Raw genomic sequence first — 15,663 nt, forward strand, 5'->3', positions numbered from 1 at the left:
GTCATGCGTCTTGCTCGGGACCGCCTTCCCACAACTTGACGGTACGGTCCCACGAGGCGCTGGCTAGGCGAAGCCCATCCGGCGAAAAGGCGATTCCGCGCACCGCCCCGCCATGGGTCTTGTCGGTTCGGAAATTCCTTCCGGTCGCAATGTCCCAGAAGCGGATCGAATTATCGTCCCCCGCGCTGACCAATACTTTTCCATCCGGAGACACGGCCAAGGCTCGAACCCATCCACCGTGCCCACGCAAAATGCGCAGCTCGTTCATCGTCGGCATTTCGTAGAAGCGGATGGTCGTATCTCGGCTACCGGTGATGAGGATTTTCCCGTCCGGCGTAAAGGTCATGGCGCCGATCCAGTATTCCATCGGCTTTTGGAACCCGCCGTCATCCTCGATGAAGTAACCTCGGGTTTCGGTGGAGTCCTCCATCGACTCCTCCCAGTGCCCGTTGTGAAGGATTTTTTCCTCGCCGCTGGGCAGCACTTCCCAGATCCGGATCTTGCCGATATCGGAGCCGCTGGCCAGATGGATCCCGTCGGGAGAAAACGCGACGCAGACCGACCAATGGTGATCGTATTGATCCTTGCCGAGAAGCGTCATGAGGTCGGTGCCTGTCGTCACCTCCCAGATCTTAATGTCTTTATTGTGGCTACCACGAGCCAGCATTAAGCCATCGGGCGAGAGGGAAAGACTGCAGACATTGTGATCGTAACGGGTAAAGAGCAATTTGGTCGGTTCGCCGGTTTTAGGGTTCCACAGTCGAATCGTGCGGTCTTCGCTTCCGGAGGCAAGCGTTCGGCCATCCGGTGTGAAGACCAGGGCGCGGATGTCGGCGGTGTGGCCGCGCAGCGATCGCAAGAGTCGTCCCGTTTCGATGTCCCACACGCGGATGTAGCGATCGACCCCTCCACTGACGATGGTTTGTCCGTCCGGCGCGTAGGCAACGGCCCAGACGCCGTGGGAATGGCCGCGGAAGGTCTTCAGCTCGCGCAGGCCCGCCCTCCAATATTCCAGATAATCCACCGTCGGCGGTGTGGAGGTCGAATTACCCTGCGTCGGCGCCGCGGGGGCGACAGGGGGTGTGGAAGGGATAGTGCCGTGATTGCTCATAGCGTTTGTGCCTCGTGGAAATGGTCCGCTGGAGCTGCAGGCTCCCGCGGACCCTCGGCTGTTTGCAAAAAACGCCGAGGGGTTTGTATAATCGGCGGTCGTTTCGGGGAATCGTAAGAGAACGGCGAGGGGCAAGTCAAGCGCAGTAGTGGCGCGGGTTTGAGCTATCCATACATCGGGATATGTGAGGTCTTATGGCAACCGGAGTCGACGCATCCAAGATATCGATGGAAATCCGTTTTCAGCCAGCCTTACTGCAGGAAGTCATCGATTCGTTCATTGAAAAGACCGAGCGTGAAGGGGATCCGACGTACTACAAGGAGTTCCATGAACTGGCGGATCCGATCTATGAAAAGTTTACCCTGGACGATCGTGAGGCGGAGTTCAAGAAGCTGTACCAGTATCTGTTTGGCATCTGGGGCTTTTCGGACATCATTCGCGATGCCTTCAACGAATTCCCCGATCTGAAACAGCGGGTCGGCATCGTGCTGGTCAAGGGGGTACTGAAAGAGGATCAAGAAGGGGTCGACGTGTTGCGCAAGTGGGGATCTGTCGAGCACGATCTGGCCAAGCAATTCGAGGAAAAGGGGCTGAAGGGAGTCGGGATCAAGCTGATTCCCCGACGGTTCTATGATCCTGCCCTGACTCGATATTGTCGGCACGAACTCATGCATATCCACGACATGCTGGATCCCGCCTTCGGTTACGATCCCGACACACGCGTCGGACAAAATCCCGGCGAAGAAACCCTCATTTTGCATCGCTATCGTATTCTCTGGAACATCAGCGTCGACAGCCGGTTGGTGGCGGCGGGCAAGGAACCGATGCTGCCGAAGGAGGATCGCTTCAAGGAGTTTCGGTCGTGGTACCGGAAAATTCCGCCCGCCCAGTTGAAGTCGGTGTTCGAGGGTCTTTGGCAGACGAGTTATTTCACCCATTCGGAATTGGTCGAGATGGCGACCGACACCCTGCGGATCATGGATCGCGCGGTGGATGTCGAGGGGGGTGAGGTTCCGGAGACGGCCAACAAGGTCATGCTCATGCCGGGGTTTCCTTGCCCGTTGTGCCGATTCCCGACCTACTCCTGGGTGGAAGATTTGGGCACCAAGGTGGAGGGCTACGTACTCGACTTTATCCGCGAAAACCATCCCGGCTGGGATGTCGAATATGGCGCCTGTGACCGTTGCGTCGAAGTGTATAAACTTCGAGCCGATGGTGTGATGTAGCGGCAGGCGATTAAGGCATGGCTGGCGATCCCAAATACGGACGTCGGGACTTCTTGAAGGATTCCGTAGTATCGGTCGTCAAGGCCGCCCGTGAGTTCTCTATCCACAGAGACGCGCCTCGCGAAGCGCCAGCCGCTCCGGTACGAACGGATTGGCTGCGCCCGCCCGGCGCGGCGGAGGAGGCCCTGTTTTTAGAACGGTGCACCCGATGCGGCGATTGCATCAAGGCCTGTCCGCCGGGAGCTCTCGTCGCGGAAGTCCAGGGCGGCACCCCCGTGATTTTCTCCAACCAGGTGGCTTGCGAATTGTGTGAGGATTTCCCCTGCATCGGAGCGTGCGCCACCGATGCCCTGCTGCCCGTCGCAGACCGTGGCGAGGTGCGAATGGGGGTGGCGGTGGTTTCGCATCGAGCCTGCACGGCCGGGCAGGGGTGCCACGCGTGCGTGTCCAAATGTCCGCTTGAGGCATTGGAAATGGACTTTGATGCGTTGCGGTTGGTCGTGATGTCGGAGCGTTGTGTCGGATGCGGCCTGTGCGAGCAAGTCTGCAAGACGGTTAATGATCGCCTGGCCATCAAGGTGACGCCGGCGCGACAGCTAGCCGCCGGGTCGATGGGGTGGTGAACCGCATGGGCCTGTGGCAGACTGGTGCATCCTGTAAGTCGAGCGAATCAATTCATTCGAATGGCGGCACGTGGTGTGACGGTGGTGAGGCAAGACTTCATGCTTGACATCCCTTCCTCCTTTACCTATCATATGCCTCCTGTGCCGCAGGACTCAGGTGTTGCGTGGTGTGTGAAAACCATGCGCAACATGTTGAGGTGAGGAGCAAAATTCGTATGACATCGAAACAAGTCGTGCAGCCCACCTCCCCGTCCTCCACCGCAGTTGCTCCCCCCCAAGCGGTTCCCATCAAAGATTCGCCTGCCGTTGAGCGGGCCTTGAACCGCAGCAAAATATATCTCTTGTTCTCGTGGAGTTTGCTGTACCCCGAGGACGAGGAGTTTTTGGATTATCTGCAATGTGGTGAATTCGTCGAAGATGGACGCGCAGCCCTTGAGGGGTTACGTGTGGCGCTGGACGGGATCGGTGGAGATCGTGCAGTCCAAAAGATTGCCTTGATGAAAAAGCAGTTCGACCAAATAGAAAAGTTGGTTGCGGCTGAATGCGTCAATTGGCAAATCGGCGACCTTCAGGCGGAACACCGCCGTGTCTTCACCAATGTCATCACCCTGGATTGTCCGCCCTACGAAACCCTCTTTGGAAACGATCACGTGTTTGCCCAGTCGCACGTCATGGGGGACATTGCAGGATTCTATAAGGCATTCGGAGTGGAGTTGTCGAAGGATGTGCATGAGCGGCTCGACCATCTCAGCGTTGAGCTGGAATTTATGCACTTCCTCACCTACAAAGAGTCGTACTCGCGCTGCCACGATGGTATGGAAAAGACCGATATCGTCGTCGATGCGCAAAAAAAGTTCGTCAAAAACCATATTGGCCGCTGGGTCCCGTTGTTTTGCCGGATGTTGGCCAAAAAGTCAGACACCGGGCTGTTCAAATTGATTGCCGACTGCATGTCGGAGTGGATGGATTTTGAGGTCGCCTACCTCGGAGTAACCGTGCAGCCCTACTCCGAGGCGGATTACCGACCAGCTACCTTCAATGCTCCGGAAGGTCAAACCTACGAGTGTGGGGCGCAGGACAAAGGTAATGAGCTCAGCATGTTGCTGAGTGAAGTCGGGGCCCAATCCTTCATGGACCAAAAGACGAAAGAAAAGGACGATGAAGGGGGGCAGGGTCCCGTTGGAACTGCGTAGGGGTTCTTGGGTTGTGGGCCGTGTGGGGATTGGTTTTCGGTAGATGTCATAAGTTCTCAGTTCTTTTTTTCTTATTAATCTTTCAGAGGAGGGCATACGCAATGAGACTGATGCAGACACGCAACAAGCGTTTGGTGTTTGGCATTCTGTTCTCTGCGCTGATCGTCGGCATTATGTTGACGATCGGGCAGGTGCCCCTCGCGGTCAGCCAACCGGTGACCATTCCCGTGAAGGCGATCAAGGGGGCAATCCCGATGGACGGTGCAAACCCCATTTGGGAAGGAGTGCCGGGCGTCATCATCCCATTGAGCGGCCAGACCATCACGACTCCGATGCACCCGAACATCTCGGTGAAGTCGGTGTTTGTGAAGGCGGTCACCAACGGGAAGGAATTGGGGATGCGCCTTGATTGGGCGGATCAGACCAAGAACGACACCGCGATCGGTCCTCAAGATTTCCGTGACCAAGCGGCTGTCATGTTCCCGGTCAACACGGCTGGCGCTCCGCCGTTCCAGTGTATGGGACAGTCCGGCGGTACGGTCAACATTTGGCGATGGAATGCTGAGTGGCAAAAGGATATCGGGAAGGACAGCGCCGGTATCTGGGACGTGGACGATCAATATCCCGGCATCTTCTGGGACTACTATTTCGAAGAGCCGGCCGGTGGGGTGACCTATCCGGATCGTATCGGTCGCAGCCTTGGGCCATTCAATTCCGGCATTTGGTCCGGAAACATCATGTCTGACCCGACCCTGCGCGTCAGCTCCGTTGAGGACTTGAACGCCAATGGGTTCAGCACCTTGACCACCCAGGCCCATCAGGACGTGATCGGCAACGGTGTGTGGGAGCCTTCAGGCTCTGTCAAGGGTGGTTGCTGTGTCGGCCCGACCTGGCGCATCGTGTTGAAGCGGACGCTCGAGACTGGTGATGCGAATGACACTCAGTTCAAAGCGGGTGCGTCTGTGCCAATCGCTTTCGCGGTGTGGGATGGTTCGAACATTGAACGAAACGGTATGAAGGCTCTCTCCACGTGGTTCACGCTGAAGATGCCGTGATCCGAGTGGCCTGATCAGGCCTCTTCTGCTCGAAGGTTTGAGTGGAATCCGTTTCGTAGGTAGTACAGGAAGGCCCCGAGTCCATGCCCTAGGCATGTTGATTCGGGGCCTTCTTGCATTCATCACCCAGTGATCTCGCGATATGGCTTGTAGAGGGAAAGGGTGGTGCCAGAGGCCGGGCAGGGTTGCATTTGAGCTGATGTGGAGTGTATAAAGCCTGGTGGGATATTTTGTCTTAATTCTGTGATTTTACGCGGCAAATCTGGGATTTTTGCATGAAAGTTTCACTGCTTTTCCCCCCGACCTGGCATCCTTCCCAACCCTATCTTAGCCTCCCCTCCCTCACTGGATTTCTTGCTCAAGCCGGCGTGACGAATGTCTCGCAACGCGATCTGGGCATCGAGTTGCTAGATAGGGTGCTCACGCAGCAGTTTGCGCATGGCCTCTATCAGCAATTGGTGAATAAGCAGCGGAGTTTGGAGCGTGAACGAACCGGTGAGACGGGGCCCGGCAGTGCCGAGCAATTGGCGCGAGTCATTGAATCACTCGATCGCTTTCCCTACCTGTTCGATCGAATCGAGCTGTCGAAAGAAACACTCCGTGGCGAAGGTTTCTACGATATCGAAGCCTATCGAAACAGTCTCTTTCTGATCGATAAGTGGCTGGAGGTGATCTCCTCGCTCTATTTTCCAACCCGGCTTACCGTCGTCGACAACCAATTCGGCGACTATTCCCTCTATTCGTCGAAGGATCTCATCAAGGTCATTCGCGATGAGGCGCAGAATCCCTACATCAGTCTGTTTCGGGAACACTTCCTCCCCTCGATTCTCACGGATCAACCGGACTTGGTCGGCGTCTCAATTACGGCTACCTCCCAAATTATCCCCGGCCTCACGCTGTGTCGGCTGCTCAAGGAGCGCGCGCCCGATCTGCACATTACCATTGGGGGAAGCATTTTTACTCGCCTGGTCGACAATCTCCGACGTTGTCCATGGCTCTTCGACATCACGGACGATTTTGTGGTGTTCGAAGGCGAGACTGCGCTCTTGGAATTGGTCAATCAGATGGATGGGAAGCGGGACTTCAGCAAAGTGCCGAATCTCATCTATCGCCAGAATGGAAAAATTACGGTCAACCAGCCGTTTTACTCCGAGAATATCAATCAACTTACCGCGCCTAACTACGACGGATTTCCGCTCGATCTCTACCTCTCGCCTGAGCCGGTGCTTCCGGTGCAATTCTCCCGGGGGTGCTACTACAAGGACTGCGCATTTTGCGCCTTGACGTTGGATCACCAGAATTTTCGCCAACGGGATCCGGGAAAGACGGTTGATGATCTGGAATGGCTCAAGTCGCGGTATGGGGCGCAATTCTTCTTCTTTACGGACGAATGTTTTGCCCTCTCCCCGACCAAACGGTTATGCCAGCAGATGATCGATCGTCAGCTCAACGTCAAATGGACGTGTGAATTACGCTTCGAGAAAAACTTGAGTCGTGAACTGCTGACTCAAATGCGTGATGCCGGCTGCTTGAAGATCGTGTTCGGCTTGGAGTCCTTCAATCAGCGGGTCATGGACTTCATGAAGAAGGGCATCAAGCAGGAATCCGTCCGGCGCATTGTCGACGACTGTGTGGATCTAGGGATCGCCGTGCATTGTTACGTCATCGTGGGGTTCCCAACAGAGACACAGGATGAGGCGTTGGAAACAATGAATTTTGTCGTGGACAACAAACGACTCCATGATTCCTATGGCTTCTCTTGCCAGCCGTGCCTTTTCGACCTGGAAAAAGAGGCGCCAATTATGAATGATCCGGGCAGTTACGGCATCAGGCGGATCATGCGTCCCGCGACCGAAGATCTGAGCCTCGGCTTTTTCTATGAAGTGCAGGGCGGGATGAGCCCGGCTCAGGCTGAGCAGCTCTATCAGCACGTTTACGAGAAGATCAGCGAGGTCGTCTGTGAATTGCCGTTCAATTACTCGATGGCCGATGGTTTGTTGTATATCGCCCGCGCCAAGTCACAGGCCCTGGAGGTTCCGCAGCCGGCCGGGTCTTAGGCTCCAAAGTCTGAGGCGAGGGAGGGGCGCTTGCGGCGTTGACCCCATTTTCTAGAGAGGGCTATAATCACCGTTCTTCAGAGGGGCAGGGAAATGTCCGCAATAGCCGCCACAGTCGAGCGTTCCACCGGACGGGTGGACGAGCAGGGGTTGCTGTTCGAATACACCATCAAATTGGTGCTGTTCGTCGGCCTCTTTGAATTGATCCTGTATCGACTGGTTTCCCGCCTCGGCATGCACATCAGCAAAGTTGCCGCTCAACATGAATGGATCGGCACGACCTTTCAGCTGCTCACCTCGGTCGGCTTTGCACTCCTGAATGTGGTCGCCATTTTTGTGTTCCTCGCTCTGGTAGTTTTGCTGTTGAATCGTATGCGGACCAGGGGATTGACGGGTCTCAACTGGGTGACCATTCCGTCTGTCGGGCTGCTCTTGATCCTCACGTTGGCTTTTTTGGTCGTGCCGCCGGCCATGTTGGGTTCCATCGCGTACAACGTGATTACCCTCGTGGCTATCACGGCACTGATCGTCGAATACCTGCGGCAGCCTCATGATTGGGCACAGCGGGTCATGGCGACGATCTATTATTTCGGCATCTCCGGGTGGCTCTACTACCAGATTTTTTCAACCACCTATGGGTGGATGGGCGTGCTGGCGGCGCCGCCGCTGGTGTATGAGGCGAATCGCGTCGGTGAAGCGCTCATGGTGCTAGCCAGCATCCTGGTGTTCTGGGCTTATGGACGGGGAGTGTCCTTTCGGACGAGGAATCGGCAACAGCGACGGCGCGCCTTGTGGTTCTGGTCCGTGGCCGGAGTGGTGTTCTTGGGCCTGCTGTTCATGGATTACTTTCTGGGCCGCTACAATCCGGCGCTAGCCAACTCCATCCGGAAAGCTGGCGAAGGAATCAGTTGGGTCTTTCAGATGGGCATGGGGTATACCTTCTATCTTCCCTTTGCCTTCTATGTGGCGGGTTTATTGTGCTGGTCCTATACGGTAATCCGATTGGTCTCGATGGGGCGTGTGGCTGGGTATGGCCTCGCCTTGATGTTCATCGCCGGGTATGCTCTGTTGCTGTCGAGTTTGACATTGATGGTGATTTTGGGCGTGATGTTGTTGACGCTCGATCGTCCCAAGAGTGCGGCGAGTGAGCAAGCCGCTATTACGAGGCCGCCGTTGATGGGTACACAAGAGTCCCTGGCCGGCGGACAAGTCTAATTTTGTTGTCACTCAGAAATAGGATAATTGGCTATGGATGAACACACGCAGGCAGCGGGAGCAGAGCAGGGGAGTGCGGCGATCGATCCGGGCGACCAGGTGCTGAATCCCGACGAGGAAATTGCGGAGATCGAAAAACTTCTGAACACTGAGCCGGACGACTTTCAGGCGCGCTGTCGCTTGGGAGAATTGTACTTCAGCAAGGGGCGGCTCGATGACGCACTGACGGAGGTCAAGAAGTCGATCGAGATGGCCGAGGGGCTGCGGACCGAGATGAATCGGTCATTGGCCATGTATTACTCGAACCTCGGCACCATCTACGCCACCAAGGGGATGATGGAGGAGGCGGAAGCCGAATTCAAGCGAGCGCTCGATGTCCATGCCTATGACGTCCTGGCCCTCTTCAATCTCGGTCGGGTCCAGGCGGACAAGCGAAAATACATGGAGTCGAAGAATTATTACGAGCGTCTTGTGGAGATCACGCCCGATGATCCGATCGCATGGTACAATCTCGCGGGCGTCTACGTGGAACTCGATAACCCGCAGGTGTCCGACTACAACACCATGGATATGGCGATCCAATGTTACTTGCGAGTCCTGGAGTTAGATCCGAAACACCTGGAGGCGAGCTTCAAATTGATGGAGATCGCGCTCAATCACAAGAAAACCGATTTGGCCATCAAAGTCATGGAGAGTGCCGTTGAGCACAACCCTGACGAACCGCTGGCCTATTACAATCTGATCAGCGTGTACGACAAGTGCAAGATGTTCGAGCAGGCTGAGCAGGCCCGCCAACGCCTGAAAGAGCGATTCGCGAAGAAGGCCAAAGAGGGAGCCGCATCTTGAACGTGTGAGCAAAGGAGATACACCATGTTTGGCAGTCTAGGCTTTACAGAATTGATCCTGATCCTGTTTATCGTACTGATCATTTTCGGAGCAGGGAAGTTGCCGCAGCTTGGTGAAGGGATCGGCAAGGCGATTAAGGGCTTCAAGAAGTCCGTGCATGAAGCGGACGCCATTGAGGCGGAGGCTCAGGCGCAAGCGCAACAGGCCGAACCGGTACAGGCTCAGGCCCTCCCGGCTCAACCGACTGTGTCGGCAGCCGCGCCGGCAGTGGAACAACCGGTGACTGCGGCTGCGCCGCCTCCTGCGCGCGCTTGAGACGACCACCTCTCTAACCGACGAGCGAGGAACGGACTTACGACGTTATGGAAACAGATGTTCAGTTAGCTGTGGGATATATCGAAACGTTTGCGGGCAACGGTAAGGCGCGCAGTACCGGTGATGGAAAGCGTGCTGCCAAGGCGGGTATCCCGCTGCCTCACCACGTAGCCTTGGACCGGGAGGAGCGCTGGCTCTACTTCGCCGAGTCAGGATCGGATCGCGTACGGCGTGTCAATCTCGGGGAGGGAACCGTTCATAACTTCGCCGGAATCGGCGAGACTTGTTATAGCGGCGACGAAGGCCCCTGCGGCGAAGCCGGTTTGTATTTGCCGCTGGATGTGGCGTGCGATTCCAGAAATGATCTGTACATTTGTGATTCCGGCAGCAATCGGATCCGCAAGGTAGATCACGAAACCGGCATCATCACGACCGTCGTTGGCACCGGCGAGCACGGATACAACGGGGACGGCCCGGCCCTGCAGACTAATCTCACCTGGCCTGCTGCGATTGCCTTCGACGCTGATGACGTGATGTACATTGCCGATACGCAGGCGCATCGTATTCGCCGGTTCGATCCTCGCACGGGGCTTGTAGAAACGGTCGCAGGGGCGTGGACAGCGGAGGATGAGGCGAGAGAGCAGCCGTTGGTGGCGCGAAATCTGGTGGTACTGTCCGGTGATGCGATTGGGATCGATTTTAGTGACGACAACGGTTGGCTGATGCCGGTTTGTTCGGACGGTCTCGACCTATCGATGTACCTTGATGATGGGAAACCGGCGCGCGAGGCACGGCTTTATGACATCGTCGGGATCGCCGTCGATCAAGCCGGGGATGTCTATGTGGTCGACAAGGGCAGCAATCGGGTTCGGCGAATCGATCGGCGCACAGGCTTGATTTCGACCGTAGCCGGGATTTGTCGGTATGGGTACGATGGGGACGGGAAGCAGGCCGCCAAATCGATGCTGCAGGCGCCCGAGGCGGTCGTGTTCGATCAACATAACCACGCCTATATCTCCGATACCGGGAACCATCGGGTCCGCCGGGTTGATGCCGACACGGGCGTAATCACGACGGTCGTAGGAAACGGCGACAGCGGTTACGAAGACAAAAACATGGGCGGTTGCGGCGCCGCCCGGTTTGTCGCGAAGGATGCCGCCGGCGCGTTGAAGCATGGGGACGGCCTCCTCGCGGTGGAGGCGGTGGTGAATGCGCCGGTCGGCCTGGCCCTCGATAAACAGGGGTCGCTGTATATTTGTGAGCGGGGTGAAAACAAGATTCGGCGCGCCAAATTGTGGTAACGCGGGGCGACCGGATCACGCGTCTCCCACGGTGAGACGCCTGCGCAGTTTCTCGATATAGGACATTCGGACCGGGGCATGAGGCGAATGACGGCGGTTCAGACTTCCCGTATCAGGCTTGTGTCCTTTCTGTCCGGTCTCTTCGTCCTCGCCCTGGTGCTGGGTGGCGTTGGTATTCCTATCGTAAGTTCCGAGGGCATGATTATTCGTGCCCAGGCCGTTCCCGGCGAGATTCCCACCGCCCCCGATGATCCTCTCTGGCAGAAAATTCCCCCGATGACCCTGCCGCTAAGCGGCCAGATCATCACGAGGCCGGTATGGCCGGAGCCCACCGCGCGAGCCCTTGCCGTACGCGCGGTGCATAACGGGACCGACATCGCGTTTTTGCTTGAGTGGCAGGACAATACGAAAAACGACCGGTTGACCCCCGGGACTTTCCGGGACGGAGTGGCGCTGGGGCTTCCACTCGGTGACGCACCGGCATTTTTCTGCATGGGACAATTGGATCACTATATCAATATCTGGCACTGGAAAGCCGATTGGCAGAGCGATATCGATCGGCGTGCCGCCAGGACAACCGAGAAAGACAAGGGAGGGAGCGGCGAACCTCGGCGGTTCGAGGTGATTCCACGTCGCGCCTCTTCGGTAGAGGATCTGATCGGCGGCGGTTTCAGCACGCTGACCACCAAGGAGAAACAGGGACGCGTGCAGGGCAAGGCTACATGGAAAGACGGGACGTGGCATGTCGTGATGCGGCGCCCCTTGTCCAGCGAGGAGCAGGATAACGAGGCCAAGCTGATTCCCGGACGGATTCAGGCCGTCTCTTTTGCCGTCTGGAATGGTGAGAACAAAGAACGGAACGGTCAGAAAGCGGTGGCGCCGTGGTTCCAACTGGCCTTGGACCCAGCCACAAAAATGTAATCGCTCTTGATAGGATGAAATCAGTGTCGGATGCGTAGCGATGCATCTGATGCGAATGAGGCGAGCCCATTGGAGGAGAGATCTCGACAGCATCCACGGTTCTTCACAACAGCCCTTTCGTTCGGAAGGGCTGTTTTTGTGTGCAGCATGATCAGCATGGCCATGGGAGCGGTGGGACAGGTGGAAGCTGCAAGCCATACGAATGGTGAGATGACGGCCGAGGAAGCCATGCAATTGGGGGAAGAGTTCGGAATTGCCGTGGGAGAAGTGGACGAAGAGATTCAGAAGGAGTTGAAGCTCCAGCGTCCCGAGGGGGTGGCCGTATTTGAGGTCATCGGCAATTCCCGGGCGGACTACGCCGGGATCAAGGTCCGGTCTGTGATCAAAGAGATCGATAAGAAGGAAGTCCGCAACCTGCTCGATTTCGGCAAGGCGATCAAGTCGGCCATGAAGGAATGCAACTTTACCGTGGGCACCTATGAGCCGGCCGATCCAGGTGATCCGGTCGGGTGGGGCGTCAATTTTCATTTCGTGGGCTGCAAACGCGACTGACCAGAGTGGGGTACGACAGGGCGTGACTCATCAGGGGCGATTCGTACACAAATTGGCGATGGGGGTGCTGTTGTTCGTGATCGTGATGGTGAACATCACGTTTCATGAACGTGCGATCGCTCAGAAATCAGATGGCCAGGCGCCGGCCGATTGGGTGACCGAGATCGAGAAGGTGTTCATTCGGTCGGAGGACTGCAAACAATGTCACGATCGGCATTATGAAGAATGGAAGGGCATGCGGGAGCAAACACCGGACTTGAAGACGTTCGGCCGCGTGGATGCCGCGCTGCTTCACGGCACCTCGTTCGAGTCGCCGGTGTTCCGCACCGTGTTGGGCCTCTGGATGCAGACCAATCCTTCTCTGGAGGAGCGGCAACGTTGCCTGGCCTGCCATGCGCCGGCCGTGACGGTGTTTCCGCAACATGCCGAAAAAATTGCGGCCCAGGTGTTGTCGGGCAAACCGCAAATCGAAGGAATCGGATGCGCCTCCTGTCATTTGGTGAATGCGGTTGAAACGACGCCCCTTCCACCGCCCACCTACAAACTCCAGCCCGGTGAAGTGCTCTACGGGCCCTATGCCGACCCGGAAGAAAATCTGGTGCATTCAGCCACCCAGTCCTCGCTGTTCCGCGGAGCGAATTTCTGTGCGTCCTGCCATTTCGATAAGGTGAAGGATGTCACGCAGAAGGACCTGCCGGGTGAAATTCTGCAAGGGACCATCTGTCAGGATTGCCATATGGAGCCTTCGACCGGGAGTTCCACCTCGAGACGTGGCGCCATGACGCGGGCGATTGGCCGGCATTGGTTTCGCGGGGTCGTCATTCCAGGGACCTTGTTGAAGAACCGCAATCTGCAGGCTGAGTGGATGCCGCGTATCGACCTGGACGCGACCAAGTCCGGGACGAGTGTCGAGGGAACAGTGCTGGTCAAGGTGGGCAGCCTCCCGCACAGTTTCCCTGACGGGGATCCTGTTTTGAAACAATTCTTCCTGTCGATCGCGGTCAAAGACGCACAGGGACAACAGCTGGCAGAAGAGACGAAGCGGTTCGGCCTGGACTATGACAAGATTTTGCGGGGCCCGATTCCAGATCCCTTCATCAAAGGTGGTCATACGCGGCGGGTGCCCTTCTCGCTGCCGCTGAAGACTCCCGGAGAGGCGGCGACGATCGAGGTCGTCTTGAATTACGCCCTCATCCCGGAACCGGATGCCGCGTTGAAAGAACGTTACCTAGCGACGCTCGCCACGGATCAGGAACGTGCCGCTGCCAAGCAGGTCATCGACGAATATATTCAGCCTCGTCTGCTGACCTATCGGGTCAAGCCGCTGTGAGGAGCCGTTCCGGTGCCGGGTTGCGGCGGCGAGGAGCGTACCATGTCTGGAGGAACGACCGACGGTGAAGAATCGAAGAGACGTACTGCGGGGTACCGTCATCGCGGTAGTGCTATCGGCGATGGCTCTGCTCAGTTACGGCGTACAGCAGGGATTGGCCCAGGATGCCAAGACCCAGGCGACGATCGAAAAGGCGTTCCCCAATTCGAGCAAATGCAAACGTTGCCATGAGCGTGTCTTTGAGGAATGGGAAACTTCGCCTCTTTCACGGTCCATTCACACGCCCACATTCCGCGCCGCTCTCGATGCCTATCTGAATTCGCCGGCTGGAAAAGACAAGGGACTCTGTTTCCGATGTCATGCGCCGCACATCCGTGAATTTGCCGAGCAAGCCCAATTGTTCGTGACCCAGGCCCAGTCTGGGGAACCTTCCTTGGACGGCGTGGCTTGTGCTCAGTGCCATCTCATCAAGCAAGTCGATCGCGAAAAACAGCCGCCGGAGCCGAAGTACGACCTCGGCAGCAAGACGATGTACGGGCCCTACAAGGATGCGGCACAGAACCTTGCTCATCACTCCAATGAGTTGGGGCTGTTCCGAAAATCGGACCTCTGCTTGAATTGTCACCAGGTGGTTCCTGCCGCGGCCGAGCTCGGCAAAAGTAATGACTTGCTGGGCAACTGGGATCAGAGCAAGGCGGTCAAATCAGGCAAGGAATGCCAAACCTGTCATATGCCTGAGCAGGTGGGGGAATCGGCGAACGGGGAACGGAAGCGCAAGGTTGCCAACCACACCTTTCCGGGACGTATTGGACAACTGCGTCAGGAAGCCGCCAAGCTGGAAGTGGCGACCAAGGTGGAGGGGGAGAAGACCACGGTGACGGTGACGGTGCAGAGCCTGGTGCCGCATAATCTGCCTACCACCCATCCTGGATGGGCCAGCGTCCTGCTGGAACTCGACATCAAAGGCAAGAACCTCAAGACCGTCTTCACCGACAAACGCGTGTACGGCCGTACCTATGCCGATGCCAAGGGACAGAAGACGGTCTTTGATTTCGACGCCGTGAAAGTGCTGGAAGAGACCGTGCTCAAACCGGAAGAGCAGCGCGTCGAAACCTTCACCTTCCCCACACCGAAGGATACCAAGACGTTCGACGTCGAGGTCGCCCTCAGTTACGCCCCCGTGACGGGGCCTGCTTCCTTTCTCCAGCGCATCGAAGCCGAATCCTCCAAGGGTGCGCAGGACCCCGTGTTCCAGCCTATCCCCATCGTGAAGACCAGCGAAAATGTTCCGGTGGCCAAGTGACGAGCGGCCACGACGGCACGGCGTAAAGAAGCCTCACGGAACGGCCGCTTCGGTCTCGAATTGGGAGGGAAGCGTCTCGTTGTCAATCGGAGATGATGCGGGAACCCGGCGACTTCGTCTTGAAAATTTGAATCGCGCTGTAGATGCCTTTGGCGGGGTGATTGAGGATCAGGCGCGAGTTCGTGATGTGGGTGTCGATCAGTTCGTACTGTCCGCCGCTATAATAGATGTCGCAGTCGTCGATCTCGCAGTTCTTGTACGCGTGGTTGTCCAATGACAGCTTCGCCTTACTGAACTTCTGTTGATCCACCAGAATATACTCAGGCGCGAATCCCACCGCAGTGCTCCTCAATGCCGCGCACTATAACAAGTCCGTTACCCAAGCGCAAACCTTCCTGTGCTTTCTCGGTATGGGCTGCGGACGATCCTCTGGGCGTGGCCCCTTGCCAGGATTTCGTCTTGATCCACCCTGGGGAGCCCGATAGAATGGCCCCGGCTTATTCAGATCACCACCTTCGCGTCTATTGTCGAGCGAGACTGCGGTCTTTCCCGCTGCTTCATCTGCTCACGATGGGATGAGGCCACGGATATTCTGTGAGGGCGCTCACCCGTCGT

Annotated in this window: 15 protein-coding genes; 13 read left to right on the plus strand and 2 right to left on the minus strand. The window is 57.0% G+C overall.

Features of this window, described 5'->3' with window-relative positions:
* Position 1: 1 nt before the first annotated feature.
* Entirely contained in the window at positions 2-1,111 is a 1,110-nt protein-coding gene (locus HRU82_16295; protein QOJ36406.1) for a WD40 repeat domain-containing protein, read from the minus strand.
* A gap of 194 nt (positions 1,112-1,305) precedes the next feature.
* Here HRU82_16295 and HRU82_16300 point away from each other — a divergent pair, with 194 nt between their 5' ends.
* The 13 genes from HRU82_16300 to HRU82_16360 all read left to right on the plus strand — a co-directional run bounded on the left by HRU82_16300 (position 1,306) and on the right by HRU82_16360 (position 15,048).
* Positions 1,306-2,337 carry a hypothetical protein gene (locus HRU82_16300; GenBank protein QOJ36407.1) on the plus strand — a complete coding sequence of 344 codons (1,032 nt, stop codon included), beginning with the start codon at positions 1,306-1,308 and terminating at the stop codon, positions 2,335-2,337.
* A 17-nt stretch (positions 2,338-2,354) separates the two neighbouring features.
* Positions 2,355-2,960 carry a 4Fe-4S dicluster domain-containing protein gene (locus tag HRU82_16305; protein QOJ36408.1) on the plus strand — a complete coding sequence of 202 codons (606 nt, stop codon included), beginning with the start codon at positions 2,355-2,357 and terminating at the stop codon, positions 2,958-2,960.
* Positions 2,961-3,343: 383 nt separating this feature from the next.
* A complete protein-coding gene (locus HRU82_16310) occupies positions 3,344-4,153 on the plus strand; it encodes a molecular chaperone TorD family protein (GenBank protein ID QOJ36409.1) in 810 nt (269 codons plus the stop codon).
* A 110-nt stretch (positions 4,154-4,263) separates the two neighbouring features.
* Positions 4,264-5,208 carry a nitrite oxidoreductase, gamma subunit gene (locus tag HRU82_16315; protein QOJ36410.1) on the plus strand — a complete coding sequence of 315 codons (945 nt, stop codon included), beginning with the start codon at positions 4,264-4,266 and terminating at the stop codon, positions 5,206-5,208.
* 275 nt (positions 5,209-5,483) lie between these two features.
* On the plus strand, positions 5,484-7,265 hold the full coding sequence (locus HRU82_16320; protein ID QOJ36411.1) for a radical SAM protein: 1,782 nt from the start codon (positions 5,484-5,486) through the stop codon (positions 7,263-7,265).
* 93 nt (positions 7,266-7,358) lie between these two features.
* On the plus strand, positions 7,359-8,480 hold the full coding sequence (locus HRU82_16325) for a hypothetical protein (protein QOJ36412.1): 1,122 nt from the start codon (positions 7,359-7,361) through the stop codon (positions 8,478-8,480).
* A 33-nt stretch (positions 8,481-8,513) separates the two neighbouring features.
* Positions 8,514-9,326 carry a tetratricopeptide repeat protein gene (locus tag HRU82_16330; GenBank protein QOJ36413.1) on the plus strand — a complete coding sequence of 271 codons (813 nt, stop codon included), beginning with the start codon at positions 8,514-8,516 and terminating at the stop codon, positions 9,324-9,326.
* A 24-nt stretch (positions 9,327-9,350) separates the two neighbouring features.
* Entirely contained in the window at positions 9,351-9,641 is a 291-nt protein-coding gene (gene tatA / locus HRU82_16335; protein QOJ36414.1) for a twin-arginine translocase TatA/TatE family subunit, read from the plus strand.
* 47 nt (positions 9,642-9,688) lie between these two features.
* A complete protein-coding gene (locus HRU82_16340; GenBank protein ID QOJ36415.1) occupies positions 9,689-10,942 on the plus strand; it encodes a hypothetical protein in 1,254 nt (417 codons plus the stop codon).
* A 78-nt stretch (positions 10,943-11,020) separates the two neighbouring features.
* Positions 11,021-11,863 (plus strand): hypothetical protein, encoded by an 843-nt coding sequence (locus tag HRU82_16345; protein QOJ36416.1) that lies wholly within the window; start codon positions 11,021-11,023, stop codon positions 11,861-11,863.
* Between the two features lie 147 nt (positions 11,864-12,010).
* Positions 12,011-12,415, plus strand: coding sequence for a PDZ domain-containing protein (locus tag HRU82_16350; protein QOJ36417.1), 405 nt, complete (start codon positions 12,011-12,013; stop codon positions 12,413-12,415).
* A 22-nt stretch (positions 12,416-12,437) separates the two neighbouring features.
* A complete protein-coding gene (locus HRU82_16355; protein ID QOJ36418.1) occupies positions 12,438-13,745 on the plus strand; it encodes a hypothetical protein in 1,308 nt (435 codons plus the stop codon).
* A gap of 64 nt (positions 13,746-13,809) precedes the next feature.
* On the plus strand, positions 13,810-15,048 hold the full coding sequence (locus HRU82_16360) for a hypothetical protein (GenBank protein ID QOJ36419.1): 1,239 nt from the start codon (positions 13,810-13,812) through the stop codon (positions 15,046-15,048).
* Between the two features lie 82 nt (positions 15,049-15,130).
* On the opposite strand, the gene HRU82_16365 is transcribed toward HRU82_16360, so the two are convergent.
* Positions 15,131-15,385 carry a hypothetical protein gene (locus HRU82_16365; GenBank protein QOJ36420.1) on the minus strand — a complete coding sequence of 85 codons (255 nt, stop codon included), beginning with the start codon at positions 15,383-15,385 and terminating at the stop codon, positions 15,131-15,133.
* Positions 15,386-15,663 lie beyond the last annotated feature (278 nt).

This window comes from Nitrospira sp., assembly GCA_015709715.1.
Taxonomy (GTDB): Bacteria; Nitrospirota; Nitrospiria; order Nitrospirales; family Nitrospiraceae; genus Nitrospira_A.

Bases quoted from the DNA above. Each gene is read 5' to 3' on its own strand.
- HRU82_16295 (QOJ36406.1), bottom strand. From the start codon at position 1,111: ATGAGCAATCACGGCACTATCCCTTCCACACCCCCTGTCGCCCCCGCG.
- HRU82_16300 (QOJ36407.1), top strand. From the start codon at position 1,306: ATGGCAACCGGAGTCGACGCATCCAAGATATCGATGGAAATCCGTTTT.
- HRU82_16305 (QOJ36408.1), top strand. From the start codon at position 2,355: ATGGCTGGCGATCCCAAATACGGACGTCGGGACTTCTTGAAGGATTCC.
- HRU82_16315 (QOJ36410.1), top strand. From the start codon at position 4,264: ATGCAGACACGCAACAAGCGTTTGGTGTTTGGCATTCTGTTCTCTGCG.
- HRU82_16320 (QOJ36411.1), top strand. From the start codon at position 5,484: ATGAAAGTTTCACTGCTTTTCCCCCCGACCTGGCATCCTTCCCAACCC.
- HRU82_16325 (QOJ36412.1), top strand. From the start codon at position 7,359: ATGTCCGCAATAGCCGCCACAGTCGAGCGTTCCACCGGACGGGTGGAC.
- HRU82_16330 (QOJ36413.1), top strand. From the start codon at position 8,514: ATGGATGAACACACGCAGGCAGCGGGAGCAGAGCAGGGGAGTGCGGCG.
- tatA (QOJ36414.1), top strand. From the start codon at position 9,351: ATGTTTGGCAGTCTAGGCTTTACAGAATTGATCCTGATCCTGTTTATC.
- HRU82_16340 (QOJ36415.1), top strand. From the start codon at position 9,689: ATGGAAACAGATGTTCAGTTAGCTGTGGGATATATCGAAACGTTTGCG.
- HRU82_16345 (QOJ36416.1), top strand. From the start codon at position 11,021: ATGAGGCGAATGACGGCGGTTCAGACTTCCCGTATCAGGCTTGTGTCC.
- HRU82_16350 (QOJ36417.1), top strand. From the start codon at position 12,011: ATGATCAGCATGGCCATGGGAGCGGTGGGACAGGTGGAAGCTGCAAGC.